A 24,670-nucleotide genomic window follows, 5' to 3' on the forward strand; every position below is an offset into this window, starting at 1 on the left:
TAAAGACATTTAATAACGCCATTTTACTAACGTCAGGGCATGCCATGAAACATCACGATAAGCCGTTAACCCTGCTGGGCGACCTTACCGCCGCAGACTTTCTGGCCAATTATTGGCAGCAAAAGCCGCTGCTGATCCGTGGCGCGATGCCAGATTTCATCAGCCCTATTGAGGCTGACGAGCTGGCCGGTCTCGCCTGCGAGCCTGGCGTAGAAGCACGCCTAGTCGAAGAAGAAGGCCCGGATGGCCCTTGGCAGGTCTCCCACGGTCCCTTTGATGAAGCCACCTTTGAACGGCTACCGGAAAACAATTGGAGTCTGCTGGTACAGGCAGTTGATCACTATGTGCCCGCAGTGGCAGCGCTGTTGGACGAATTTGACTTCCTGCCCCGCTGGCGGCTGGATGACGTGATGATCAGCTACGCGCCTCCTGGCGGCAATGTGGGCGCGCATATCGATCAGTACGATGTCTTTTTACTCCAGGCCAGTGGCCACCGCCGCTGGCAGCTAGGTGGCAAACTGACCGATGATGCGCCGATTATCCAAGGCATCGATCTGCGCATTCTGAAGGAGTTCACCGTAGAACCCGACTCCGACTGGGTGCTTGACCCAGGCGACATGCTTTATCTCCCTCCCGGCTGGGCGCATCACGGCATTAGCCAGAGCGATGACTGCATGACCATTTCGGTTGGTTTTCGCGCACCTTCCGCCGACGAGGCAATCACCTCCTACGCAGACTATTTGGGCGAGCAGCTTCCCGCCTCCCAGCGTTACAGCGATGCGGGCATGACGCCTGCGCAGCAGCTCGGTGAATTGGACGACGCGGCCGTTGAACGCATGCGTCAGCTGATTATATCCACGCTGGATAACCCTACTCAGGTCGCCCAATGGTTTGGCCGGGTGATGACCCAGCCAAAATATGTCGATCAAGTGGTGCCGCTTGAAACGCCGATGGACGAAGCAGCGCTTGTTGCTCAACTACAAGATGGCGATCCGCTCTATCATATGCCTGGCTCACGCTTTGCTTGGCGTAGTGATGCCAGCGGCACCACGCTATTTGTCGATGGCGATGGCCACGCCTGCTCGGCTGAGTTAGCTAAGCGACTTGCCGACACCACCCCGCTCTACGCCGAAGACCTTGAGCTTGACGGTGCCGCTGCGCTATTCACGCAGTTGGTCAATACCGGTAGCCTGGGCTTTATGAGCGATGAAGGTGATGACGACGAGGAGTACTAATGGCGATTACCCACATTAGTACGGGTGACTGGGAAACGCTTGGTTCGACGGCCAGCGAAATCCGGCGCAGAGTGTTTATCGATGAACAGAGCGTGCCCCTGGAAGAGGAGTGGGATGGCCTGGATCCCGAGTGCGTGCACTTTCTAGCCACGCTTGACGGCCAGCCGGTAGGCACCGCACGCCTACTGCCCGATGCCCATATTGGCCGTGTCGCAGTGCTTGCCGATGCCCGCGGTACTGGCATTGGCGTGCTGCTGATGCAAGCCGCCATTGAAGCAGCCCGCTATGCGGGTCACGCCCAAGTGGCACTCAGCGCTCAGGTACATGCTCTGGCGTTTTATGAGCGGTTAGGCTTCGTCGCCCACGGCGATGAGTTTCTGGATGCAGGCATCCCCCATAGAGAAATGACGCTTTCGCTCGTGTAATAAGCTATCTTGATTGATCTCTAGCACTGCCTCGGCAGTGCTTTTTTATGCCTTCCTGACGAAAAACCACTACACAAACCCACCGTTTTCGCACCTTCCTGTAGTCGGGTTACAACGACCTGTGCCCCCAAGTGCCAATTGTTCATTGAGCCATCCTCGTAGATAGTTGTTGCATTGCAGCGCTATGGCGATGGGGTGAATGCTTCAAGCCCACGACGCTGTATCAGATGCACTTAGCTCTTATGTCTCTAGCACCCAATACGATTGGCTTAGAGACGATTGGCTTAAAGACAAAAACGCGAAATTCAATGATGCTGAACACACCTTCGCAGGTGCAGCATTAGCAAGCACTGATTGGCGAAACACCATCAGCATTTAAGAACTGCTATCACAACCGAAGAGGGTAAGCTCATGACAGGACTGCTCGACGATATCAAAGCAATGGCCCAGCTACGCGAAGCACAAGGCGGCAAATGGGAAGCCATCAAACCTGAGTATGCCGCCCGTATGCGTGCTCAAAACCGTTTTCACACCGGCCTGGACATTGCTCGCTACACCGCCAAAGTCATGCGCGAAGATATGGCTGCTTACGATGCTGATACCGCACAGTACACCCAGTCACTGGGCTGCTGGCACGGCTTTATTGGTCAGCAAAAACTTATCTCGATCAAAAAGCACTTTGGTACCACCAAACGTAGTTACCTCTACCTGTCAGGCTGGATGGTTGCCGCGCTGCGCTCCGAATTCGGCCCACTGCCCGACCAGTCAATGCACGAAAAAACCTCCGTCGCGGATTTGATCGAAGAGCTCTACACCTTCCTAAAGCAAGCCGATGCATGGGAACTTAACCACCTGTTCCGCGCCCTGGACGAAGCCAAAGAGGCTGGCAACAGCGGCAAAGAGCAGGAACTGATCAGCAAAATTGATAATTACGAAACCCATATCGTCCCGATCATTGCTGACATCGACGCTGGCTTTGGTAACGCAGAAGCCACTTACCTGCTAGCCAAGAAGTTTATTCAAGCGGGTGCTTGCTGTATCCAGTTGGAAAACCAAGTCTCTGATGAGAAGCAGTGCGGTCACCAGGACGGTAAAGTCACCGTGCCCCATGAAGACTTCCTGGCCAAAATTAACGCCGTGCGTTACGCCTTTTTGGAACTCGGCATTGAAGATGGCGTTATCGTTGCGCGTACCGACTCACTCGGTGCTGGTTTGACGCAGAAAATTGCCGTCACCAATGAACCAGGTGACCTAGGCGATCTGTACAACAGCTTCCTGGACGGCGATGTGATTGAGAACGCCGCCGACATCAACAACGGCGACGTGGTCATCAAGCAGAACGGCAAGCTGGTTAAACCCAAGCGTCTCGCTTCGGGCCTTTACCAGTTCAAACCAGACACTGGCGAAGATCGCGTGATTCTTGACTGTATCACCAGCCTGCAAAACGGCGCCGACCTGCTATGGATCGAAACCGAGAAGCCTCACGTTGGCCAGATCGCCAGCATGGTTAATCGGATTCGCGATGTCGTGCCGGATGCCAAACTGGTCTACAACAACTCACCGTCGTTCAACTGGACTTTAAACTTCCGCCAGCAAGTGTTCGATGCGTGGCAGGAAGAGGGTAAAGATGTTTCGGCTTACCAGCGCGACAAGCTGATGAGCGCCGAGTACGACGAGACCGAACTTGGCCAGCTGGCCGATGAATGGACGCGTAACTTCCAGCGCGACTCGTCTCGCGAAGCGGGTATCTTCCACCACTTAATTACGCTGCCGACTTACCATACCGCAGCCCTGTCCACCGACAATCTAGCGAAAGGCTACTTCGGTGACGAAGGTATGCTGGCTTACGTGAAAGGCGTACAGCGCCAGGAAATTCGCCAGGGAATCGCCACTGTTCGCCACCAGGATATGGCAGGCTCAAATATCGGTGATGATCACAAAGAGTTCTTCCATGGCGATGCCGCGCTCAAAGCCGGTGGTAAAGACAATACCATGAACCAGTTTGGCTAATTAGCAGGCTCTAACGCCTTAATTGACCATGTAACTCCTGCGACAGGAGGCCTCTTGGCCTCCTGTTTTTGCTTGTCTAGCGATATTTGCACACTGTTTTCTTAATACACTGTTAGACTCTCCATTAAGCTATTTTTTGGCTACCGCTCTATCAGCTTTGATCTTTTTATAAGATCGCTGGTCAAAGACATTAGCATCGGCTATCTTTAACGAACACTGTTCTTTAACTGCAATCTCTCCTTTGCCTGCCCTATCGGTGACAGGTACATGGATGACAGTTATAAAAATAGACACTCTGGAGGTTTTAATGAAACGTCTTCTTCTACCTGTTGCCGCACTGAGCATTCTCACGCTGGCAGGCTGTGCCAACACTGCACCCTATTCAGGTGATGTCTATCGCGGCAGCCAAGCGCAAACCGGCCAAAGTGTCACTTACGGTACTATTGTGGCGATTCGCCCGGTACAGATCCAAGCAGAAAGCCGTGCAGGCGGCCTTTTAGGTAGCGGCGGTGGCGCGATTATCGGTGGTCTGCTGGGTAACCAAGTGGGCGGCGGCTCAGGTCGCCAGTTGGCGACTGTTGCAGGCGCACTCGGTGGTGCAGTGGCAGGCACGGCCGCTGAAGATGCGACTAACCGCATTAATGCACTAGAAATGGAAATTCGTCGCGATGACGGCACCAACGTGGTCGTCGTTCAGAAAGCTGACCATCAATATCAAGCGGGACAACGTGTACGCATGATTGGTAATGGCGCCAGCATGAGTGTTGCGCCCTATTGATAGAAAGCGTTATTGAATAGCGCTTCATCGTCACAAAAAAAGCCCGGCCATCTATCGTGATGACCGGGCTTTTTAACTACTGCTTAGCTACTGCTTAGCTACTGCCTAGTTATGCCTGCATCTCTATGTTATTGCTGTAGGTGTCGTCAGTGGTTAGCTTTGCTGCCCGCCCAGTTAACCAACGCCATGACTGCCCAGCCAACCAGGCCCAACAGAATAACCACCAGCAGCATATCCACCGGCTTGACTAACGTCGTTGCGCCCAGCACTGCCAGCGTAATCACCCATAGATAGCGGTTGTCGCCATGAGTTTTCAAAAAACTGGGTAACACCTTATCTAATCCCTGGCTGACACCGCTATTCCAACGCTGATAAGAAAAATAAGCAATTAGGCAAAATGCGATAAGCCAAATAATCAAGATTGTCATTTCATGCTCCATAAGTAATAGGGCAAAGGAAAAAGTGATGGTCGTAGGGTATCCCTGGTCACCCTGGCGCGCAATACCGCCAAAAGTGGTGAGTAGGAAAAAGCGCCGCTACCCCCTGACAAGCCAGCCCACACGCGTTACCATATCGGTACATGCACTCCCCGAAAGGTTATTCCATGCAAATTGCGCAAAACTCAGTTGTCGCGTTCCACTACACCCTGACCAACGACGCTGGTGAAGTGCTTGACAGTTCTGAAGGCCGTGAGCCACTTACTTATCTACATGGCGCCGGCAATATTATTCCAGGTCTCGAGAAAGAGCTGGAAGGTCGCGCGGCAGGCGATAAGCTGAACGTTGCTGTATCCCCTGAAGAAGGTTACGGCGAGCTGCAAGAGCAGCTGATGCAAGAAGTACCCCGCGATGCCTTCCAGGGCGTTGAAAGCATTGAGCCGGGCATGCAGTTCCAAGCCCAGACCCAAGGCGGCCCACTGATGGTGACCGTCAAGAAAGTCGAAGGCGATACGGTCGTTGTCGATGGCAACCACCCGCTAGCAGGTCAGCAGCTCAACTTTGACGTTGAGATCGCTGAAGTACGTGAAGCCAGCGCTGAAGAAGTAGAGCACGGCCACGTGCACGGCGAAGGCGGCGTTGAGCACTAATTGCTCTCGCGCTTGCGTTCTAAAAGGGTGACCCGATCGGGTCGCCCTTTTTTATATCTAACAACAAAACTGCCTACTCATCGGGTATCAGCACTAGCTGCCCGTGGCGCACGCTCCGCGATGAGGTGACTTCGGCGGCAAACTGCTTGAGCGCACGCCCCTGGCCTTTGAGCAGCGCTACTTCCAAGCAACTGTCATGATTGATATGCACATGCAGGGTCGAAAGCGTAAGGTCATGATGGTCATGGGAGTGGCGCGTTAAGCGCTTGGACAGCTCGCGAGCAGCATGATCATAGACATACACCAGTGCGCCCATGCAGGGCGAGTCCGGTGCAGCCTCTTCTCTCACCTGCTTTAAGCCACTACGGGTCAAATCGCGAATCGCCTCTGAGCGGTTTTGATAGCCACGCTCGCGCATCAACGCGTCCACTTCCGCCACTAGCTCCTCATCAAGCGTTACTGTTACACGCTGCATTCACGCCCCCTCTTGTAATGACACGCTTTTATTGTGCTGCCGCCGCCGTTAGTATGATGTTATTGTAAAAACATCATACCAGTGACGCTAACAGCATAAAGGATAAAGCGATGGCTAAACCAACTCCGCCCATCTTACTGGGTATTGCACTAAGTTGTTTAGTCGTGGCCACCGCTGTGCAGGCAAAAGAGCAGTTGGTGCTTGCCATTGGCGGCGAACCTGAACAGGGTTTCGACCCGCTGCTGGGCTGGGGGCAGTACGGTAACTCAATGTTTCAGTCGACGCTGCTCTCCCGGGGCAGAGACCTTACGCCACAGCCAGAACTGGCCACTGCGTGGTCGCTCTCTGAAGATCGCCTGACCTGGACACTCACGCTGCGTGACGATGCCCGCTTTACCGACGGCACGCCGCTGACCGCTGAAGATGTGGCCTATACCTTCAACGCCGCGGCCAAGGCAGGTGGGCGTGCCGACCTAAGTGCCCTGGATCATGCGCAAGCCGTGGATGAGTATACCGTCAAGCTTCATCTCCGCGCCCCTCGTATCACCTTTGTTGATCAGCTAATGACGCTGGGGATTGTGCCGAGCGCCGAGCGTGACAACGGCTATAGCGAGCAGTATGGCCGCCAGCCCCTGGGTTCCGGCCCCTATCAGCTAGTAGAGTGGCAGGAAGGCGAGCAGCTCATTGTTGAACGTAACCCTTACTTCTACGGCCCTACGCCCGCGTTTGAACGGCTGGTGTTTCTATTTACCGGTGAAGACGCCTCGCTTAGTGCCGCCCATGCTGGCCAGGTTGATATCGCCTCGGTTCCCCCAGCGCTAGCCACCAATGTTCCGGCGCATATGCAGCGCATAAGCATGGAGAGCGTCGATAATCGCGGCATTCTGTTCCCCATGCAGTCTGCTAATAGCAAACACGCCGCCTCCGGCGCGCCGATTGGCAACGACGTGACCGCAGATATTGCCATCCGTCAGGCGATTAACCTTGCGGTTGATCGCGATACGCTGGTGGAGGTGGCCCTGCATGGCTACGGGCGCCCCGCTTTTGGCCCGGCGGACGGTTTGCCCTGGAGCAGTAGCGATGAACGCCTTGCCGCGCCCGACCTTGAGCAGGCGGAGGAGATACTCGATGCCGCAGGCTGGCAGCTACACGACGATGGCCTGCGCTATAAAGATGGCCTGCCCGCTAGCTTTCGACTTACCTACCCCTCCAGCGATACCACCCGACAACTGCTTGCGGAAGTCAGTGCCGAGATGGTGCGTCCACTGGGAATTGAGATACAGCCCACCGGCCGTCACTGGGACGAAATCCAGCGCGAAGCGCTGCATCAGGACGCCATTATGTTTGGCTTTGGCAGCCACAGCCCCCAAGAGGTTTACTACCTCTTCCACAGCCAGCATGCTGGTAATGGTTTCTACAACAGCGGCTTCTATGCTAATTCAAAGGTAGACACCCACTTGGACGCCGCCCAGGCAGCAGAAAGTATCGAGCAAGCCAACCGCGAGTGGCAGGCTGCGCAGTGGGACGGTGCCACCGGCTACGGTGTGCGCGGCGATAATAGCTGGGCTTGGCTGGTCAATCTGGAACACGTCTATTTTACCGATACCTGCTTAGATGTCGGCGAGCTGGGTGTGGCGCCTCACGGCCACGGCTGGCCGATCACCGCCAACTTGCTTGATTGGCGCTGGACGTGCGACTGATTACGCCTATCGCCAAGCGCTTGGCTCGCCTGGCGTTGGTGTTGCTGTGCGTCGCCCTGGTGTCCTATGGGCTGATGATGGCCTCGCCCATTGACCCCATTGATGCCTACCTTGGCCCGCAAATGGCCCAGGTAAGCCCTGAGCAGCGCGCACTGATTGCCCAGCGCTGGGGGTTTGATGAGTCACCTGCCGTTCAGTTTGGCCACTGGCTCCGCCAGTTAGTAAGCGGTGATTTAGGCTGGAGTCATGTGTATAACCAGCCGGTTAGTGAGGTGATCGGCCAGCGCTTTCAACGCTCCATTGCGCTACTCGGCAGCGCCTGGCTGCTCTCTGCGCTGGTGGGTTTTAGCCTAGGGGTTGTGGCGGGCGCCAAAGAGGGCTCCAAGCTGGATAACATCATCAGCACTTACGCCTTCATTACCGCCTCCACGCCCGCCTTTTGGATGGCGATACTTGCGGTGCTGCTGTTTTCAGTGACGTTGGGCTGGACGCCCACCTGCTGCGCAGGACCCGCAGGGGCCTTAAATCAGGAAGTCACCCTAGCCACACGGTTGCACCATTTACTGCTGCCGGTGGCTACCCTGGCATTGCTCGGCATCGCCAATATCACCCTGCACACCCGCACCCGCATGCTTGAGCTAATGCGCTCAGACGTTGCTACCCACGCCTTTGCCCAGGGCGCCAGCCGTCTTGATGTGGCCTGGCGCCACGGTCTTCGCCACGCCAGTTTACCGGCGATTACGCTGGCGTTTGCCTCACTGGGAGAGCTCTTTGGCGGCTCCATTTTAATCGAGCAGGTATTTGCCTACCCAGGTTTAGGCCAAGCCACGGTGGCAGCCGGCCTGCGCAGTGATGTTCCGCTGCTGCTGGGCATTGCGCTCTTTACCGCGCTGTTTGTCAGCGTCGGCAATATGATCGCCGATAGCCTCTACGGCGTTATCGACCCGCGCATTAAGCCTGGTGGACTATGAGGCAGACTCAACCGCGCCTGCGTGCCGCATTCAGCCTGGGTGTAACCGCCTTGCTGGTGATTGGGTTGATCGCCAGCCAGTGGCTACTCGGCGATTCACCGCAGCAGATGCAGTTTAACGCCCGGCTTGCTCCGCCTGGCGTTGACCATTGGCTGGGCACCGACGCGCTAGGCCGGGAACTCTGGGCGCGCACCCTGGCGGGGCTGGCGCTAAGCTTTTGGGTGGGCTGCTTGGCAGCACTACTGAGTACGCTGATTGCATTGAGCTTGGCAGCCATAGCCACGCTGTCAGCGCGGCTGGACGCGCTGGTGAGTCTGCTGATTGATACGCTGCTCAGCGTGCCCCACCTGATTTTATTAATGCTGATCGCCTTTGCCCTGGGCGGCGGCACCCAAGCGGTGATTATTGCCGTGGCCGTGACCCACTGGCCAAGCCTGGCCCGGGTGCTACGCGCCGAGCTATGGCAGTTGCGGCAGGCGCCCTATGTGCGCATCTCCCGCGCTCTGGGTAAATCGCGCTGGTTTGTGCTCCACGGCCACCTGCTCCCCCATCTTATTCCCCACTGCCTGGTTGGCGCCCTACTACTGTTCCCCCACGCGATTCTTCACGAAGCCGCGTTGACCTTTTTGGGCTTTGGCTTAAGCCCCAGCCAGCCCGCTATTGGCGTGTTACTGGCCGACGCCATGCGCTATTTGAGCGGCGGTTACTGGTGGCTGGGGGTATTTCCAGGTTTGGGGCTGTTACTCATGGTGCTGGGGTTCAAGCGCCTCTCCAGCCACCTACGCCGTGCGCTTTAACGCTTTTCAGAAAGCCATTAGCTGTAAAAAGCCATTAGCTGTAAAAAACCACTGGCTGTAAAACTATTGTTGGGAGGCATGCCGTGTTAACAATTGACCAATTATCGCTACAGCTACCTTTGTATACCTCCTGGTGGAAGCGCGACTGGGCCACCTGTCTGGATGAATTTTCGCTCTGGGTTTCCGCAGGCGAGGTACATGCAGTGGTGGGTGCATCAGGTGCCGGAAAAAGTCTGTTGGCTTATGCGATTATGGGTTTACTGCCAACACCTGCATACTTAAATGGTCAACTGTACTATCAAGGAAAACCGCTTAATGCGTCACACCAACGCCAGCTTCGCGGCCGGGAGCTGGCACTAATTCCCCAATCGCTAAGCGCCTTAGACCCGTTGGTGCGTACTCAGCGTCAAGTGGCCTGGGCGGCCCAACGCGCAGGCCACTCATCGGCCCACGCTCGGCACGCCTCCCAACAAGCCCTTGATCACTATCAGTTAGACGCTCGCGCACAGCAGGCCTATGCCCACGAGCTTTCCGGCGGCATGGCCCGGCGCGTGTTGACGGCCATGGCCCACGTTAGCCAAGCCAAGCTGGTGATTGCCGACGAGCCCAGCGTGGGCCTTGATCCTCACCAGCGCCAGCGGGTGCTGGATGCACTGCGCGAACTGGCCGACCAAGGCAAAAGCGTGATTCTGATTACCCACGACCTGCGCCATGCGCTGCCGATAGCCGACCGCGTCACTATTATGCGTGACGGCAAGCTGGTCGAAACCGCGCCCGTCTGCGCTTTTCAAGGTAGTGGCGCTTCGCTTACCAACGCTTATTCACAGGCATTGTGGCTAGCACTGCCGGACAACGCTTTTGCAACAACCGGAATGAGCAGGCGACAACAGGAGGCGAACGTTGCTTAAAGCACGCCAGCTTAGTTTTCACTTCTCCCCCAGCTTACCGCTACTTCAGGACGTTTCGCTAACGCTGCGCGCGGGTCAGTGGCTAGGGTTAAGCGGCGACTCGGGAGCGGGTAAATCGACGCTGGGTAAACTGCTGGCGGGCTACTTAGCCCCCCAAACGGGTGATGTCATCCTGGATGGCGAGGCGCTGCCCACCTGCGGCGTACAGCCCGTGCAGTGGCTACCGCAGTCACCGGAGCTGGCGGTTAACCCACGCTGGCGGGTAGGCAAAATACTGCGTGAAGCCTGGACACCTTCTGACGCACAGTGCCAAGCGTTTGGCGTGCAGCCAAGCTGGATATCTCGCTTTCCTCAATCGTTATCGGGGGGAGAGCTACAGCGCGTCTGTGTATTGCGGGCACTGGCGCCGGAGGTACGCTTTCTGGTCGCCGATGAGATCTCCACCATGCTCGACCCAATCACCCAGCTTGAGCTTTGGCAGGCGCTAAAACGAGAGGCGGAACAACGCCAGCTTGGCGTGCTGGTGATTAGTCACGACAGCGCATTGCTGGAACGACTTTGCCCACAGCGCTTGCACTTAAGCGAAGGTCAGCTGAAGCCATGGTAGTTGATGCGTGCAAATGGTGACGGTTAGCTAGCCGCTTGGCGACGCTCAAAGCGCCATAGGCCGAAAGCAATGATCAGTGTGATACTCAGCAGTAGCCACGAGCCAATGCTTACCCCTGCCCACCCGGCCCAACGCCAGAACGGCTCTAGCCAGAAGCCGCCCAAACTGGCCCCCACGTAGTAAAACACCAAATAAAGCGCCGAAGCGCTGCCCCGCGCCCCCTGGGCATAGCGGCCTACCCAGCTGGAGGCCAACGAATGGGCCAGGAAAAAACCGAAGGCATTAACGGTTAAGCCCACGATAATCAGCAGCAGCGAATCCGATAAAGTAATCGCCGTGCCCAGCATTAAAATCACTACTCCTACCATCATGCATGCCGCGGGAGAAAACCGCCCAGCCAATCGACCAGAAATCATCGAGCCGAATGTACCGCCGAGATAGGTCAAAAAAATCAGCCCCAGGCCACTGGCGGCTAATTGATATGGCGCTGCCGCCAATCGAAAGGTGATATAGCTGTATTGATTGATAAAAATCAGGAAGTTGATACCCCCTAAGCAGTAAGCGGCGAGCAGCACTGGGTTGCGCAAATGATTAATTAAATCGCTTGCCGCTTTGCGCAGTTCGAAGCGCTGGGGAGTAAAGGCGCGACTATTGGGTAACAGACGCCAAAACGCCACGCAACCAATTAGCGTCATGATGCCTACCGCTAGAAATGCCGCGGAGGGGCCGCCAATTTCAGCGGCGCCGCCGCCAACAATACGCCCGCTAATTCCGCCAAGTGAATTGGCGCCAATATAGAGCCCAACGGCGCTTAACAACGCAGGCTTCTCAAACTCATCGCCCATCCAGGCGATCGCCACTGCCGGCAGCCCGCCCAGCACAAAGCCCTGCACCAGGCGTAGCAGCAGCAAGCTTTCAAAGGTGGGCGCAAAGGCCAAGGCAATCGAACAGCCGCCTGCTAACAGCAGAGTGATGCGCATGATACCTTCGCGGCCAATAGCATCCGAAAGCGGGCCGAAGACCAACAGCGCAATAGCCAAGGAGAGGGTCGACGCTGACATCAGCAGACTGACGCCTAAGGTCGAGACCTGATAGGCCTCCTTTAACCCTGGCAGCAGCGGCTGCGGTGCGTATAAATTGATAAAAACAAGAAATGAGCCAAGGCAAAGCGCCAAGGTGGCGCGCCACCAGGCGCGCGTTTTGGCTTCAATCATGCCATTCCTAAAAGTGTGCGGTCTGACTACTGGAAAACACTACCGCCCAGTTGGGCCAGATGCGTTGGCTCCAGCGCGCGACGTGACTGCCAGTAGTAGCGCTGCCAGTAACTATTATCCAGGCTGGAGATAATCACCCCTTTTGAGGTCGAGGCGTGGAGAAAATAACCATCGCCCACATAGATCCCCACATGGTTATAGCGACCCGGCGGGCGGAAGAACACCAGATCGCCCGCCTGCAGCTCTTGGCGGTCGATCGAGCGTCCCTCGTGTACTTGGCCACGGGTGGAGCGCGGAAGCTCTAAATTAAAGGTGTCACGGTAAACATTGCGAACCAGGGCCGAACAGTCGATGCCTCTCTCTGAGGTGCCACCAATTCGGTAAGGCGTTCCTGCCCAGCGCTGATGTTGAGCCAACAGCGCCTCGCGAATCACTGTTGGCGGCGGTACTTGCAAACTGCGCAGATGCGCATCGATAGGATCAACCGGGGACATTTGCGGGTTCGCCCCCATCCCCGGCAACGTCATCGAGAAGTAATTCTCCGGGGCCTGCATATTGCTCTGTCGCGCAGAGCCTGCGCAGCCAGCAACCAATGTAACTATAAAACAAACACTTACAACACGGACAGCGGTCACAGCGGGGCGTGGGAACGCAACCATGCGATTAACCTCGTGACATTGAAAAGAGGATGGTATGAAAAAACTAATTTTTCTATGCACGACTATAAGCTAGTTATCATATGTTTGGCGAGCATCAATGTAACGTGCGCTGATCGCCGGGCAGAGTATCAATATGCAGTGGCGCAAAATGGCGTGGTTTATTGCCCGGAAAATCCAAGCTTACCCATGGGCCAGCCAAGACCGGCGCGCCGCATACCCAAGCCACCAGCGCCTGACGGAAACCAGCTAAAAAGCTTTCCCGCTCTGGGGTTTCGCCCATAAAAAACGAGAAGCCGGCATACATCCCCATGGCATACTCCTGCCACCCAGCATAATGGTCCGCCGCCAACTGGTAAGCACGATCCAACACCTTGGCGAAAGCAGCACTATCCAGCCAACCAAGCTGCCGGGCGGCAATGGCCAGATCGACCAGTTGGGCAATATCCCAAGCTGCCATATCCACCTCATTACAGCCGTCTTCGTTGTCACGTACACGGCGTAAGCGAAGCAGGTGGTGGCGCTCATCTTCAGCACAGTCGCCGGATTCAAGAATGGCGATCTCAGCGCTTAAGCGCTCAGTATTGAGGGTATAGGGCGCATAGTTAATTTGATACTCCTGGCGATCCCCCGACTCGAGCATGTAGGTCAAAAACTCCTGCATATCTCCAGCGTTGCTCAAGTGGTAGTGGCTCTCCACCCATTCGCGAATCTCGGCGCACTCGCGGGCACTCTCGGGCTGGGGCTCACTCCAAACCGCACTGTTCAGCGGGCCCACCAACGACATGGCAGTAAAGTGGCTCAAGGTAGGGCGACTACCCGGCTCACGCCAGGCATCGTGGCTCCAATCCAGCCAGTGAAACAGGCTGCCAGGATCTTCTATGTGCCAAATAATTTCATTCACCAGCGAGGCGTGCTCTGGCTCGGGCAGACAGCTTTCCCAAGCGAACCAAGCTTCTAACAGACGTTTTGCATCGGGATAAAAACGGCACAGACAACTTCGCAGCGCGTTGGCATACGCCATTAACGGCGCGCGATCCAATAAGCCGCTATCGAGGGACATATGCAGATAGAAGGCGAATTTTTCGGCCATATGGATAGTGGCTGCATGGCGACTCACCCCTTTAACCGCATTGCGCTGTTTAAGCTCTTCTGGGGTCGGCTGTCCAAACCAGCTTTGCGAAGGGGGCAAAACACCGTGCACCGCGTCGGCCGCCAACTGATTAAGATGGTGCGCCTGGGCGGGAAGCCAGTAGCGCGCCAGTGCATGTGCGCCTTCATCGGCATGTAAGCCAAGTGACTCCTGCAAATACAGCGCCGCGTCGGCACGCTGCTCTTCCGGCAGCGCCGCGGAGGGATCTATCTGGCGCAACATGGCGTCCGGTTCGCGGACGCTGGCCAGCGCCAACAGCCAGTGATGGGACGTATTGCGCCATAGCCGAATGCGCTCTTGGGATGTCTTGCGCGTGGGCTCATCCAATAGATCCCCCGGTGGACGCTTCCAGGGGCTGTGGGTGCTGTGCAGCAGTAACTGATGACGCTCGCTGGGTGTTTTACCCCGCCGGTCAATACCGTCAAACAGGCTCTGCCCGCGCCCGTAGGCGTTCAGCACCGCGTACCAATCGTGGTAACGGCGACTGATCAAATCGGCAGCGTGCCCCGCTAAGTCATCGGCCTCTGCCTGGTTAAGCCAGCCACAGCAGGCGCCAGCCCAGGCGAGTTCAACAATCCGCAGCCAATCCCAAGCCGCCCACTCCAGGGGCTCGCCTTGGGTGACGAATTTATTCAGCACCGGCGCATAGGGCGACTCTTCTACCACACTACGCTGCCACTCCATGCGCTGGGCATTGTCCATACTCAATAGCTCACGGGCTTCGATATCCCAGCGTTGGCGCTCGCCTTGAGCGCCTAGCCATAGCATCACGCCAATAAGCGCGTCACGGTCTTGGACATCCCACACATGGGCAAGCCACTCGGTAGCCTCGGGCCAATCGGTTTGACTGGCGGGATAGACAATAATCGGCCGAAAAAGAGCGCATAGCCGCCAGCTCTGCGCCTCAGGCTGTTGGGGCCATAACGGGGCGGGAGTCGGCAGTTTAGCCAGGGCGTTTTCGAGTGCCTCCCAGGTAATGCCTTCGCCATCGGTTTCAAGGTTGGCCAGCGCCTGGCAAGCGTCGATAAAACGGTCGTCGGCCCCCACTTCCCAACCCCGTGCACCTAACGCACGGCGTAGATCCGCTAGCCAGGCGCGTAGATCGCTGTAATCGCTGGTGATGCGACGGGTTAGATGATGCGCCCAATGGCGGGCTTGATCAGCCTCTAACCAGCCCGCCGCCCCCGCCAGCGCGGCCCACTCTAGGGCACCTAGCAAACGGTCGGCACTGCCTGCGGGCGCACCCAGGCCATGGAACAACTGCTCGGCCAGCTCGCCCCGGCTGGTAATGCCCAGTTGCAGCAGGCGCTGTTCCGCCGCCCCTGCATCGACCGCCAACGGATGAGGAGTAAACGCCCAATCACACAGCACCAGCTGTTGGGCCCACCAGGCATTTAACGCGTCGATCAAGAGGCACCTCGAAAAAGCACAATGTCACCAGCAAAAAGCCGGAGTAAAGCTGCCTAGTGTAACGGAAAGTGGCGCGAACACCGATAGCCCTGTGCAGAGGCAGGCATAAAACGACACCGCCCGGCACAAGGCCGGGCGGTGTTATACAGCTAGCAACTTAATCGCTACGCTTTTTTAACCTTACTAATCACCCACAGGAGCACTACGGCACCCACAGTCGCGGTGACCAGCGAACCGATAAAGCCACCGGATGTAAGCCCTAAAAGGCTAAACAAAAAACCACCCACGACCGCACCAACGATACCGACACCGATATTACCCAAGATGCCGAAACCGCCGCCGCGCATGATGTTGCCAGCGATCCAACCAGCTAAACCACCAATGATTAGCCATGCAATAAAGCCCATAATAGTCTCCTTACTATTTAATGACGGGTTTCAACTACGTATTTCAGCTATGTATTTCAACTACGTGTTTCAACTACGTGTTTCAACTACGTATGTTAGTAGGCGTTTTACCTACTAGTCACCCTTGTTCTACCATAGCACACAGCGTTAGTGTTCGGCGCCTATCGAAATAGATGCTTGGCAACTCTTAAAGGAAAATTCATGATCCCCGACTCGCTCAATCAACTGATTAAAAGCACTCAAGGACAGCAAACGGTTCAGTGGGAAGACCGCGAAGTAGTGCTTTTTAATATGCCGTGGGGCGAGTTGGTGATTAGCCTCCAGGGCGCTCAAGTGCTGCATTTCCGTCCAGTAGACGATAGCGACTGGTTATGGCTGACGCCAACGCCTCAGGCGCTGCCAGGCGCTATCCGGGGTGGAATCCCGCTCTGCTGGCCGTGGTTCGCCGACGAGCGCTATGCCGACGAGAGCCCCAACCACGACGGCCCCTTCCATGGCCTTGCCCGCCACGCCGACTGGCGTTTGGACGCCGTTGATGAGCACGCCGAGGGAATTGAGCTCCACCTTTCCCCAGCGCAACCCCTGCATACACTGCTCACCGCGCGCTTGGTGGTGCAAGCCAACGCCCAGCGCTTAAACGTTGAGCTGATTAGCGAAAACATCGGCGAAACACCGGTCAAAACCAGCGGCGCGCTGCATACTTACTTAGCCGTTGCCGATACGCATCAGTGCCGACTGGAAGGCCTTTCCGGCGCGCGTTATCTCGACAAACTGCGCGACTTTGCTGAGAGTGAACAGCAGGGTACGCTAGCCGTTCAGGGTGCCGTTGATCGCATTTACCATACCAATGAAGCCGTGCTGCTCAACGATGGCGAGCGTAGCCTGCGCATCGGCAAGCAGTCGAGTGATTCCACGGTGGTGTGGCACCCCAACAATGACCTGCCCAGCGACACGCCCGCCGATGTAGCACGCCACTTTATCTGTGTTGAGGCTGCCAATACACGCCTAGACCCGGTCTGGCTGGTGCCGGGCGCCCAGCACCTGTTAGGCACCACTCTCAGCCGCGGTTAATCTTCGGTTCATTAACGCTTTGTTATTATGCGCTCACTGCTATTTGAGCTAGGGAGACCCGATGGATCCGCAGCAATGGCTAGAGGCAGCCACGCTCGCCTTTAATTTAATCGGTATGGTGGTGTGCTTGGTCGGCCTTACCCTGGCGCAGAAGATGACCCGCCGCTGGCCCGGTTACACTCTGGCGGGGGTTGGCTTTTTGATTGCCCCCCTGCCGATGCTTTCGCAGCTACTATTAGTGTTTCGCTAATATGATGCCGGCACTGGTCAATCAGCCCTTTTCACTGTCGTGGGTTAGCGCTGTTAATGGATAGTGGTCAATTGCCACAAAAGGATCAACAGGATGCGCCAGCCGTTAAGTCGCGAACTGAGCAATTTATTAGAGCGCGGGCGAGATCGCCAGTTGCGCTTAGCGGTCACCGGCCTCTCCCAAGCGGGAAAAACCGCGTTTTTGACCTCACTGGTCAACCAGCTGCGCCATGCTGGCGTAGAGGCGCAGCTCGATTTACTGCCCGCCGCCCGGGAAGGTCGCCTGCTCGGCGCCCAGCGGCTTAACCAGCCCGACCTGGGCGTACCGCGTTTTCCCTACGACCCCGGTATGGCCGCCCTGCGCGATACGCCGCCGCGCTGGCCAGACCCCACCCGCGGCATCAGCGAGTTACGCTTACAACTGCGCTATCGCCCTGCCCGCAGCGGCTGGCTAACCCCTGAAATTGCTCACCTTACCCTGGATCTATTCGACTACCCTGGCGAGTGGCTACTCGACTTACCACTGCTGCAGCACGACTTTTACAGTTGGAGCCAGGCCCAAGCACTGCATGAAGGTGAACAGCGTCGCGGCCTATTTAGCGAATGGCTTGCCGCAGTAGAGCAGCTTGACCCGGCGGGCGAGGCCGATGAATCCCAGCTTGCGGCCCTGGCTGAGGAGTATGCTCAAGGCCTACGCCGTGCCAAAAAGGCCGGTTTCTCCGATCTGCAGCCTGGGCGTTTTTTGCTGCCCGGCGAACTGGAAGGCGCACCCGTGCTGCAGTTTTTCCCGCTACCTCAGCTCGACGCCTCTCAACTCAACACCTCGCGAGAAACGCTGGAAGCCCTGCCCGCCAATAGCCTTTACGCCACCCTGGCGGCGCGCTTTCGCTACTATCAACAGCAGGTGGTTAAGCCCTTTTATCGCGATCACTTCCGCCGCTTTGACCGCCAGATTGTACTAGTGGATGTGCTTGGCGCGCTCAATGCAGGGCCAGAGCGCTTTGAAGATCTTTCCCGTGCGTTGCGCCAGTTAATGCACAGCTTCGACTACGGCAAACGCAGCCTGCTCACCCGCCTGTTCGCGCCTAAAATTGACCGGCTCGCCATTGCCGCCACCAAGGCTGATCACGTGACCCCCGACCAGCACGGTCACGTGGTTCAACTGCTTGAAACGCTGCTGGCAGAGCCGCTCAAAGACCTGCGCTTTGCCAACGTGCCGGTTAAAGCGTTCTCGCTAGCGGCTATCCGTGCCACTGAAGCACGCGAGGTGACCCATGAGGGCAAACGCTCGCCCGCGCTACGTGGCACCACCCTGGAAGGCGAAGAGGTATTGGTTTACCCCGGCGATGTGCCCGCACAGCTACCCGCTGCCGATTTCTGGCAGCAGCAGGGCTTCGACTTCCCCGGCTTTCGCCCGATGCCAACCACTTCAGAAGCGCTTGATCATATTCGCATGGACGCCACCATCGACTGGCTGATTGGAGACAAACTGACATGACCACCCCACAGCCACGACGTCATTTTAATCTGGATGACAAGCCCGAAGAGACCGCAGATGTAGAGACAGCCCTGCGTCAGCGCGAAGCTTTTGCTGGCACCAGCGAGCACCATCCGCTGGCGCCCCTTCCAGAAGATAAAGCCCTGCCCGCCGCCAGTTTGGGTGCGCCGCGCAAACGCCGCTGGGGACTAATATTCGCACTGGCAGGCGGCGCTGGGTTGGGCACCGCGGAGCTTGTCACCGGCATACCCGATGCGTTGGCCCAATCCCAGTGGTTGACCATGGCCTGGCAGGCCTTCGGGATCAGTTTGATCGGTCTAGGGGGGATCTCATTGCTCAAAGAGCTGGGCCGTTTGCGTCGCCTGAAACGCCACGACAAACTACGCGGCGAGCTTGCCGAGCTGCCGCTACGCTCGCCCAAGCAGGCCCGGGCGATGGCTGAGCAGTTAAGGCGTCAGCTCAAACTCGCCGACGATGACCCGCATTGGCTGGCCTTTCAACGCGCTAGCCAGCCCCACCATAGCGGCGAGGAGATCCAGACGCTGCTGCGTTACCACCTGCTAACACCGCGTGACCGCGAAGCCCAGCGACTGATCACCCGCATGTCCGGCGAAACCGCCATCATGGTCGCGATTAGCCCGCTAACGCTGGTGGATATGGCGCTGGTGGCCTGGCGTAGCTTGGCGATGGTCGATCGGCTCTGCCGCCTTTACGGGCTGGAGCTGGGCTACGCCAGCCGCCTGCGGCTATTTCGCAATGTGCTGCATAATATGGCCTTTGCCGGGGCCAGCGAACTGGCCACCGACGCCAGCATGGATATGCTCTCGCTGGATTTAGCCGGGCGCCTTTCAGCACGCGCAGGCCAAGGGCTTGCCACCGGGCTACTGAGCGCACGCCTAGGGCTACGCGCACAGCGGCTCTGCCGCCCGGTGCCCTTCAATGCCGATGAACAACCCAAAATCGCCGACCTGCGCCAAGATTTGTGGCGACAAATCAAGCGGCTCGACAAAGAACCGGTGCCGCAAAGCCGAAAATGAAGTAACCGGCGACAAGGCTGTTTTCGGCCGCAAGATGGGATTCAACGCTATTTACCCTCATGATGGGTGTTTGACATAGCATCCTCCAATGAGGGGTCGTAGTGTATGAACAATTCCAATGATCCTGGGTCGCCTTCAGAAACGAGCGACATGCAGACCGACTATGTCGTCGGTCAGGACAATATCAAGGGGCAGCTTGGCCCCATCGGTTTTGACATCCACAACCGCGTTTTTGTGGTATCCGCGCTTGCCTCAGCCATTTTCATCATCCTCACCCTGCTTTTTCCAGAGCGTGCAGGGAGCGCTTTTCAGTCCATTGTTGCCTTCTCTACGGGAACGTTGGACTGGTACTTCATGATCTTGGTCGATTTCTTTATTCTGTTCTGCTTAGCACTGGTGGTTCTGCCCTATGGCTCAGTCAGGCTGGGCGGGGCCGATGCCCGACCGGATCACAGCTATCTCTCCTGGTTCGCTATGCTGTTCACCGCAGGCATCGGCATCGGCCTGCTGTTCTTCGGCGTACTCGAGCCGGTTTACCACGCCAATGTTTCGCTGCCTCTGGGTATCGCATCTCCCTTCGGCGCCGATGGGGTGCTGAACCCAGCGGCTATTGATGACGCCAGCGCCATGGGTCTGGCGGGCACCTATCTTCATTGGGGTATCCATGGCTGGGCGGTGTATGTGGTGATGGCGCTGGCGCTAGGCCTGTTTACCTATAACAAGGGCCTGCCGTTCTCAATTCGATCGGCGTTCTTTCCCATTCTTGGTGAGCGTGTCTGGGGCTGGTGGGGGCACGTGATCGATATCTTAGCTGTGTTTTCCACCCTCTTCGGGCTGGCAACGTCCCTCGGGCTTGGGGCACAGCAGGCCAATGCGGGGATGAACTTTGTCTTCGGCCTGGAGGTCAGCACCATGACCCAGGTCATCGTCATCATTCTGGTGACGGCGGTGGCGCTGGTATCGGTCTGGCGCGGTCTTGAAGGTGGCTTAAAGAAGCTCTCCGAGATCAACATGATCTTAGCCGTTCTGTTCTTCTTTTTCGTGCTCTTCGCTGGCCCCACGCTTTTGGCGCTAACCGGCTTCTGGTCGGGGCTTACCACCTACGTCACTGAGTTTCTGCCTCTGTCGGCGCCATTTGGGCGTGACGACGATGCCTATCGCCAGTCCTGGACGATTTTCTATTGGGCTTGGTGGATTAGTTGGGCACCTTTCGTGGGGATGTTTATTGCTCGGGTATCCCGGGGCCGTACGGTGCGTGAGTTTATACTCTGCGTTTTGCTGGTTCCCAGTCTGTTTATCTTTATCTGGATGGGCGTCTTTGGCTCAACCGCCCTTGAACAGCTCTATGCGGATCCGGCGGGCAGCCTGGTTAAAGAGTATGTAATCGACAACTACAGACCCGAGCTGTCGCTGTTCGGCATGTTGAACGAACTGCCGTTGACGGGCCTGATGTCGACCCTGGGCATCGTCCTGGCGCTGATTTTCTTTGTTACCTCGTCGGATTCCGGCTCCCTGGTCATCGATACCATCACCGCCGGTGGCAAAATCGACGCTCCGCGACCTCAGCGGATGTTCTGGGCGGTCGTCGAAGGTCTCATCGCGATTGTGCTGCTTATCGGTGGTGGCCTGACCGCGCTTCAGGCAGGGGTCACCGCCACCGCTATTCCGTTCTCGATTGTGATGTTGCTAATGTGCTATTCGATCATCAAGGCGCTCAATGGCGAGCTGCGGCTTATTCGACAGTAATACCTGCAGTTAAAAATTTAGGCAACTGTAAAAAATGCCCCCTGCTGAAACCAGCAAGGGGCATTACTATTTCACAGCAGGTTCGAACCAAGTCACTTACGCAATACGCTGCTCGGTCTCCGCATCAAATAGAATCGCCCGCCCCATATCTACACGCAAAGATAAGCGATCCCCGGCTACCACCGTGCACTTAGGCCCAACACGGGCGGTCACCTCCTGTTCGCCCAGCGGTAAGCGCAGCAAAATATCTGCCCCGGTAGGCTCTACCACCGACACACTGGCGCTGAGCAGCGTTCCTTCGGCTTGGGACGTTAACCGCTCATCTTCTTCGCTGAAGTGTTCTGGTCGTAGGCCAAGAATGACCGGCTGGTTAAGCCGCTCGGCCATATCCGTTGCGTTACGCTCTTCTGGCCAAGGAAGAACCAACTCTGCCTCCCCTGGTGTGGCAATTCGAAGTTGATAACTGCCGCTATTATTATCTTCCAGAGTAGCGCGAATAAAGTTCATCGATGGCGACCCCATAAAGCCAGCCACAAACATATCTACGGGATTGTTGTAGACCTCATCCGGCGAACCCAACTGTAGAATATGGCCGTCACGCATTACTGCTATGCAGTCGGCCAGAGTCATGGCTTCGACCTGGTCGTGGGTGACGTAAACAATGGTGGTGCCCAGGCGCTGGTGGAGCTTTTTGATCTCGGTGCGCATATCCACGCGCAGTTTCGCATCCAGGTTGGAGAGCGGCTCGTCAAACAGATACACCTTGGGCTCACGGGCCAATGCCCTCCCCATGGCCACCCGCTGGCGCTGCCCGCCTGAGAGCTGGGCGGGCTTGCGATCCAAAAGATGGGTGATTTGCAGCAGGTCCGCGACGCGCTCGACGGCGGCTTCACGCTCGGCTTTGGGCACCTTGCGCATTTCAAGCCCGAAGCTGATGTTCTGGCGTACTGTCATGCTGGGATAAAGCGCGTAAGACTGAAACACCATGGCGATATCGCGATCTGCCGGGGTGCGCCAGGTGACGTCTTCGCCATCGATATAGATATTGCCAGAGGTCACAGGCTCTAGCCCGGCAATGGCATTCATCAACGTGGATTTACCACAACCTGAGGGGCCGACAAGAATCAAAAACTGGCCGGAGTCGATCGAGATGCTGACATCTTTAAGCACCCGCTCGCTGCCGAACTCTTTGCGCACATTGTGTATTTCTAATGCTGACATATTGAAAACCCTATTTTTGTTAGGCTTTTAAAATAACTAACCTTTAACCGAGCCTGCTGTCAGCCCGCGCACGAAGTATTTTCCCGCCAGCACATACACCACCAAGGTGGGCAGCGCCGCAATCATCGCCGCCGCCATATCGACGTTGTACTCGCGCACACCGGTGGAGGTATTGACCAGATTGTTAAGCGCCACGGTCACCGGCTGGGTGTTGTGGGCCGAAAACGCCACGCCAAACAGGAAGTCGTTCCATATTTGGGTAAACTGCCAGATCACCGAGACCACGATGATCGGTGCAGAAACCGGCAGTAGAATGCGCCAGAAAATGCGGAAAAAGCCCGCGCCATCCAACTTCGCCGCCGACACCAGCTCGTTGGGAATACCCACATAGAAGTTGCGGAAAAACAGCGTGGTGAAGGCAATGCCAAATACCACGTGAACCAGGATCAACCCAGCGCGGGAGCTGGAGATACCCAGCCAGCCGAGGGTTTGCGCCATGGGCAGCAGTACCACCTGAAAGGGAATAAAGCAGCCAAACAGCATCAACGCGAAAACCAGTTCCGAGCCTTTAAAGCGCCATTTGGTCAGCGCGTAGCCGTTAAGGGCGCCGATGGTGGTTGAGATCAGCACCGCGGGAATCACAATGGCAAAGGAGTTCCAGAAGTAGCCACCGACGCCCTCGCAACGCATCCCCGTGCAGGCTTCTCCCCAGGCTTTTGTCCACGGTGCCAGGGTGGGGTTTTGCGGCAGTGACAGCAGCGACCCGGCGCTGATTTCGCTCAACGGCTTAACCGAGGTCATCAGCATGACTACCAGCGGCAGAATATAGAACAGCGCGGCGAGTATCAGCACGCTATATAGCAGACCACGGCCCAGCCGCGCAGTGGGCGTCTGACGACGAATCACATTAGCCATGCTTGCGGCTCCTTAATTCGGAGTAGAGGTACGGAATCAAAATCGCCAGCACACCGCCCAACATCAGCATGGCGCTGGCCGAGCCCAAGCCGATTTGCGCCCGGGTAAAGGCGTGGGCGTACATAAAGGTGGCAGGTAAATCGGTGGCGTAGCCTGGCCCGCCGCCGGTGAGCGCCACGACCAGGTCAAAGCTCTTAATGGCGATATGGGCCAATATCATCACCGCGCTGAACACTACCGGGCGTAGGCACGGCATCACCACGCGCAGATAAATCCGTGGCAAGCTTGCTCCATCCAGCTGCGCTGCTTTAATAATACTGTCGTCGATACCCCGCAGCCCGGCTAAAAACAGCGCCATCACAAAGCCGGATGCTTGCCAAACGGCGGCAATCACCAGGGTGTAAATGGCCATATCCGGGTCAACGATCCAGTCAAAACGAAACGACTCAAAGCCCCAGCCTTGCACCATCGCCTGAATACCCAGCTGTGGGTTAAGCAGCCACTTCCACACCACCCCGGTAACGATAAACGACAGCGCCATGGGGTAGAGGTAAATCGTGCGCAGCGCGCCCTCTTGGCGAATTTTCTGATCAAGCAATATGGCCAGCAACGCGCCAATCACCAGGCAGACCGCGACAAACAAAACGCCAAAAATCATCAGGTTGGTGGAGGCGACCCACCAGCGCTCATTGGCCATCAGGCGTGCATATTGACCGAAGCCGACAAAGTCATAGCTTGGCAGCATGCGTGAGCTGGTGAGCGACAGCACGAATGTCCAAAGCATAAAGCCGTAAACAAAGAACAGCGATATCGCCACCGACGGTGCCAGCACCAAACGCGGCAACCACGCCTGCAAACCGCCAGATGGCGTCGACCGCTTAGCGCCAGGCCCTAAGCGTGACGCAGAGGTATTTTTCATGGGGAGGGAATCTCTCATTGGAGAAGTGTCCTTGCCAAGCAGCACAGTGCTCTTGCTAAACAGAGTAGACGCCGCCGTTGCGACGGCGCCTAGGAGGCTGTCCGGCTTGGCCGATCGTCGCGAGAAGCACGGATTCGCAGTAGATCAGTGTTAAGTCGGACAGGCTCCTAGAGAACGTAAG

24 protein-coding genes are annotated in these 24,670 nt (G+C 56.9%); 15 read left to right on the top strand and 9 right to left on the bottom strand.

What is annotated here, in order from left to right:
- Positions 1-44: 44 nt before the first annotated feature.
- From KUC_RS00425 to KUC_RS00445, 4 genes are all read left to right on the top strand, one after another.
- Entirely contained in the window at positions 45-1,235 is a 1,191-nt protein-coding gene (locus tag KUC_RS00425) for a cupin domain-containing protein (RefSeq protein WP_007111077.1), read from the top strand.
- On the top strand, positions 1,235-1,660 hold the full coding sequence (locus tag KUC_RS00430; RefSeq protein ID WP_007111078.1) for a GNAT family N-acetyltransferase: 426 nt from the start codon (positions 1,235-1,237) through the stop codon (positions 1,658-1,660). Before KUC_RS00425 ends, KUC_RS00430 begins: the two co-directional genes overlap by 1 nt.
- Before the next feature lie 411 nt (positions 1,661-2,071).
- A complete protein-coding gene (locus KUC_RS00440; RefSeq protein WP_007111080.1) occupies positions 2,072-3,670 on the top strand; it encodes an isocitrate lyase in 1,599 nt (532 codons plus the stop codon).
- A gap of 307 nt (positions 3,671-3,977) precedes the next feature.
- Positions 3,978-4,448 (top strand): outer membrane lipoprotein, encoded by a 471-nt coding sequence (locus KUC_RS00445; RefSeq protein ID WP_007111082.1) that lies wholly within the window; start codon positions 3,978-3,980, stop codon positions 4,446-4,448.
- 146 nt (positions 4,449-4,594) lie between these two features.
- On the opposite strand, the gene KUC_RS00450 is transcribed toward KUC_RS00445, so the two are convergent.
- Entirely contained in the window at positions 4,595-4,876 is a 282-nt protein-coding gene (locus KUC_RS00450; RefSeq protein ID WP_040479065.1) for a hypothetical protein, read from the bottom strand.
- A gap of 176 nt (positions 4,877-5,052) precedes the next feature.
- Between KUC_RS00450 and KUC_RS00455 the strand changes: the two genes are divergently transcribed.
- A complete protein-coding gene (locus KUC_RS00455) occupies positions 5,053-5,535 on the top strand; it encodes an FKBP-type peptidyl-prolyl cis-trans isomerase (RefSeq protein ID WP_007111084.1) in 483 nt (160 codons plus the stop codon).
- A 73-nt stretch (positions 5,536-5,608) separates the two neighbouring features.
- Here KUC_RS00455 and nikR read toward each other — a convergent pair whose 3' ends face one another.
- A complete protein-coding gene (gene nikR / locus KUC_RS00460) occupies positions 5,609-6,010 on the bottom strand; it encodes a nickel-responsive transcriptional regulator NikR (RefSeq protein ID WP_007111085.1) in 402 nt (133 codons plus the stop codon).
- A 110-nt stretch (positions 6,011-6,120) separates the two neighbouring features.
- Here nikR and KUC_RS00465 point away from each other — a divergent pair, with 110 nt between their 5' ends.
- The 5 genes from KUC_RS00465 (at position 6,121) to KUC_RS00485 (ending at position 10,993) form a co-directional block, all read left to right on the top strand.
- Positions 6,121-7,710 carry an ABC transporter substrate-binding protein gene (locus KUC_RS00465; protein WP_040479067.1) on the top strand — a complete coding sequence of 530 codons (1,590 nt, stop codon included), beginning with the start codon at positions 6,121-6,123 and terminating at the stop codon, positions 7,708-7,710.
- The gene (locus tag KUC_RS00470) at positions 7,701-8,681 is read left to right on the top strand and encodes an ABC transporter permease (protein ID WP_007111087.1); all 981 of its coding nucleotides are present in this window, start codon (positions 7,701-7,703) and stop codon (positions 8,679-8,681) included. The genes KUC_RS00465 and KUC_RS00470 overlap by 10 nt, the downstream gene beginning before the upstream one ends.
- Complete coding sequence (locus KUC_RS00475; protein WP_007111088.1) at positions 8,678-9,478, top strand: ABC transporter permease; 801 nt, start codon at positions 8,678-8,680, stop codon at positions 9,476-9,478. Before KUC_RS00470 ends, KUC_RS00475 begins: the two co-directional genes overlap by 4 nt.
- Before the next feature lie 83 nt (positions 9,479-9,561).
- Positions 9,562-10,386 (top strand): ATP-binding cassette domain-containing protein, encoded by an 825-nt coding sequence (locus KUC_RS00480; protein WP_007111089.1) that lies wholly within the window; start codon positions 9,562-9,564, stop codon positions 10,384-10,386.
- On the top strand, positions 10,379-10,993 hold the full coding sequence (locus KUC_RS00485; RefSeq protein ID WP_007111090.1) for an ABC transporter ATP-binding protein: 615 nt from the start codon (positions 10,379-10,381) through the stop codon (positions 10,991-10,993). Before KUC_RS00480 ends, KUC_RS00485 begins: the two co-directional genes overlap by 8 nt.
- Before the next feature lie 23 nt (positions 10,994-11,016).
- On the opposite strand, the gene KUC_RS00490 is transcribed toward KUC_RS00485, so the two are convergent.
- The 4 genes from KUC_RS00490 to KUC_RS00505 form a co-directional block, all read right to left on the bottom strand.
- Complete coding sequence (locus KUC_RS00490) at positions 11,017-12,207, bottom strand: MFS transporter (protein ID WP_007111091.1); 1,191 nt, start codon at positions 12,205-12,207, stop codon at positions 11,017-11,019.
- A gap of 26 nt (positions 12,208-12,233) precedes the next feature.
- Entirely contained in the window at positions 12,234-12,761 is a 528-nt protein-coding gene (locus KUC_RS00495) for a C40 family peptidase (RefSeq protein WP_050804794.1), read from the bottom strand.
- A gap of 199 nt (positions 12,762-12,960) precedes the next feature.
- On the bottom strand, positions 12,961-15,426 hold the full coding sequence (locus tag KUC_RS00500) for a DUF1266 domain-containing protein (RefSeq protein WP_007111093.1): 2,466 nt from the start codon (positions 15,424-15,426) through the stop codon (positions 12,961-12,963).
- A 164-nt stretch (positions 15,427-15,590) separates the two neighbouring features.
- Positions 15,591-15,833: a GlsB/YeaQ/YmgE family stress response membrane protein gene (locus KUC_RS00505; protein WP_007111094.1), complete on the bottom strand. Its 243-nt coding sequence runs from the start codon at positions 15,831-15,833 to the stop codon at positions 15,591-15,593.
- A gap of 201 nt (positions 15,834-16,034) precedes the next feature.
- Here KUC_RS00505 and KUC_RS00510 point away from each other — a divergent pair, with 201 nt between their 5' ends.
- The 5 genes from KUC_RS00510 to KUC_RS00530 all read left to right on the top strand — a co-directional run bounded on the left by KUC_RS00510 (position 16,035) and on the right by KUC_RS00530 (position 21,434).
- Complete coding sequence (locus KUC_RS00510; RefSeq protein ID WP_007111095.1) at positions 16,035-16,904, top strand: D-hexose-6-phosphate mutarotase; 870 nt, start codon at positions 16,035-16,037, stop codon at positions 16,902-16,904.
- Between the two features lie 61 nt (positions 16,905-16,965).
- Entirely contained in the window at positions 16,966-17,154 is a 189-nt protein-coding gene (locus KUC_RS00515) for a hypothetical protein (RefSeq protein ID WP_007111096.1), read from the top strand.
- 93 nt (positions 17,155-17,247) lie between these two features.
- Positions 17,248-18,651 carry a YcjX family GTP-binding protein gene (locus KUC_RS00520; RefSeq protein ID WP_007111097.1) on the top strand — a complete coding sequence of 468 codons (1,404 nt, stop codon included), beginning with the start codon at positions 17,248-17,250 and terminating at the stop codon, positions 18,649-18,651.
- Positions 18,648-19,688 carry a YcjF family protein gene (locus tag KUC_RS00525; RefSeq protein WP_007111098.1) on the top strand — a complete coding sequence of 347 codons (1,041 nt, stop codon included), beginning with the start codon at positions 18,648-18,650 and terminating at the stop codon, positions 19,686-19,688. The genes KUC_RS00520 and KUC_RS00525 overlap by 4 nt, the downstream gene beginning before the upstream one ends.
- A 105-nt stretch (positions 19,689-19,793) precedes the next feature.
- On the top strand, positions 19,794-21,434 hold the full coding sequence (locus KUC_RS00530; RefSeq protein WP_040479071.1) for a BCCT family transporter: 1,641 nt from the start codon (positions 19,794-19,796) through the stop codon (positions 21,432-21,434).
- A 96-nt stretch (positions 21,435-21,530) separates the two neighbouring features.
- On the opposite strand, the gene KUC_RS00535 is transcribed toward KUC_RS00530, so the two are convergent.
- Genes KUC_RS00535 through KUC_RS00545 form a run of 3 tightly spaced genes read right to left on the bottom strand, consistent with a single transcriptional unit; the run spans position 21,531 to position 24,489 of the window.
- Complete coding sequence (locus KUC_RS00535) at positions 21,531-22,655, bottom strand: ABC transporter ATP-binding protein (protein WP_007111100.1); 1,125 nt, start codon at positions 22,653-22,655, stop codon at positions 21,531-21,533.
- A gap of 36 nt (positions 22,656-22,691) precedes the next feature.
- The gene (locus tag KUC_RS00540) at positions 22,692-23,570 is read right to left on the bottom strand and encodes a carbohydrate ABC transporter permease (protein ID WP_007111101.1); all 879 of its coding nucleotides are present in this window, start codon (positions 23,568-23,570) and stop codon (positions 22,692-22,694) included.
- Complete coding sequence (locus tag KUC_RS00545) at positions 23,563-24,489, bottom strand: carbohydrate ABC transporter permease (protein ID WP_007111102.1); 927 nt, start codon at positions 24,487-24,489, stop codon at positions 23,563-23,565. The genes KUC_RS00540 and KUC_RS00545 overlap by 8 nt, the downstream gene beginning before the upstream one ends.
- Positions 24,490-24,670: the final 181 nt, after the last annotated feature.

The sequence above is a fragment of the Vreelandella boliviensis LC1 genome (assembly GCF_000236035.1).
GTDB lineage: Bacteria > Pseudomonadota > Gammaproteobacteria > Pseudomonadales > Halomonadaceae > Vreelandella > Vreelandella boliviensis.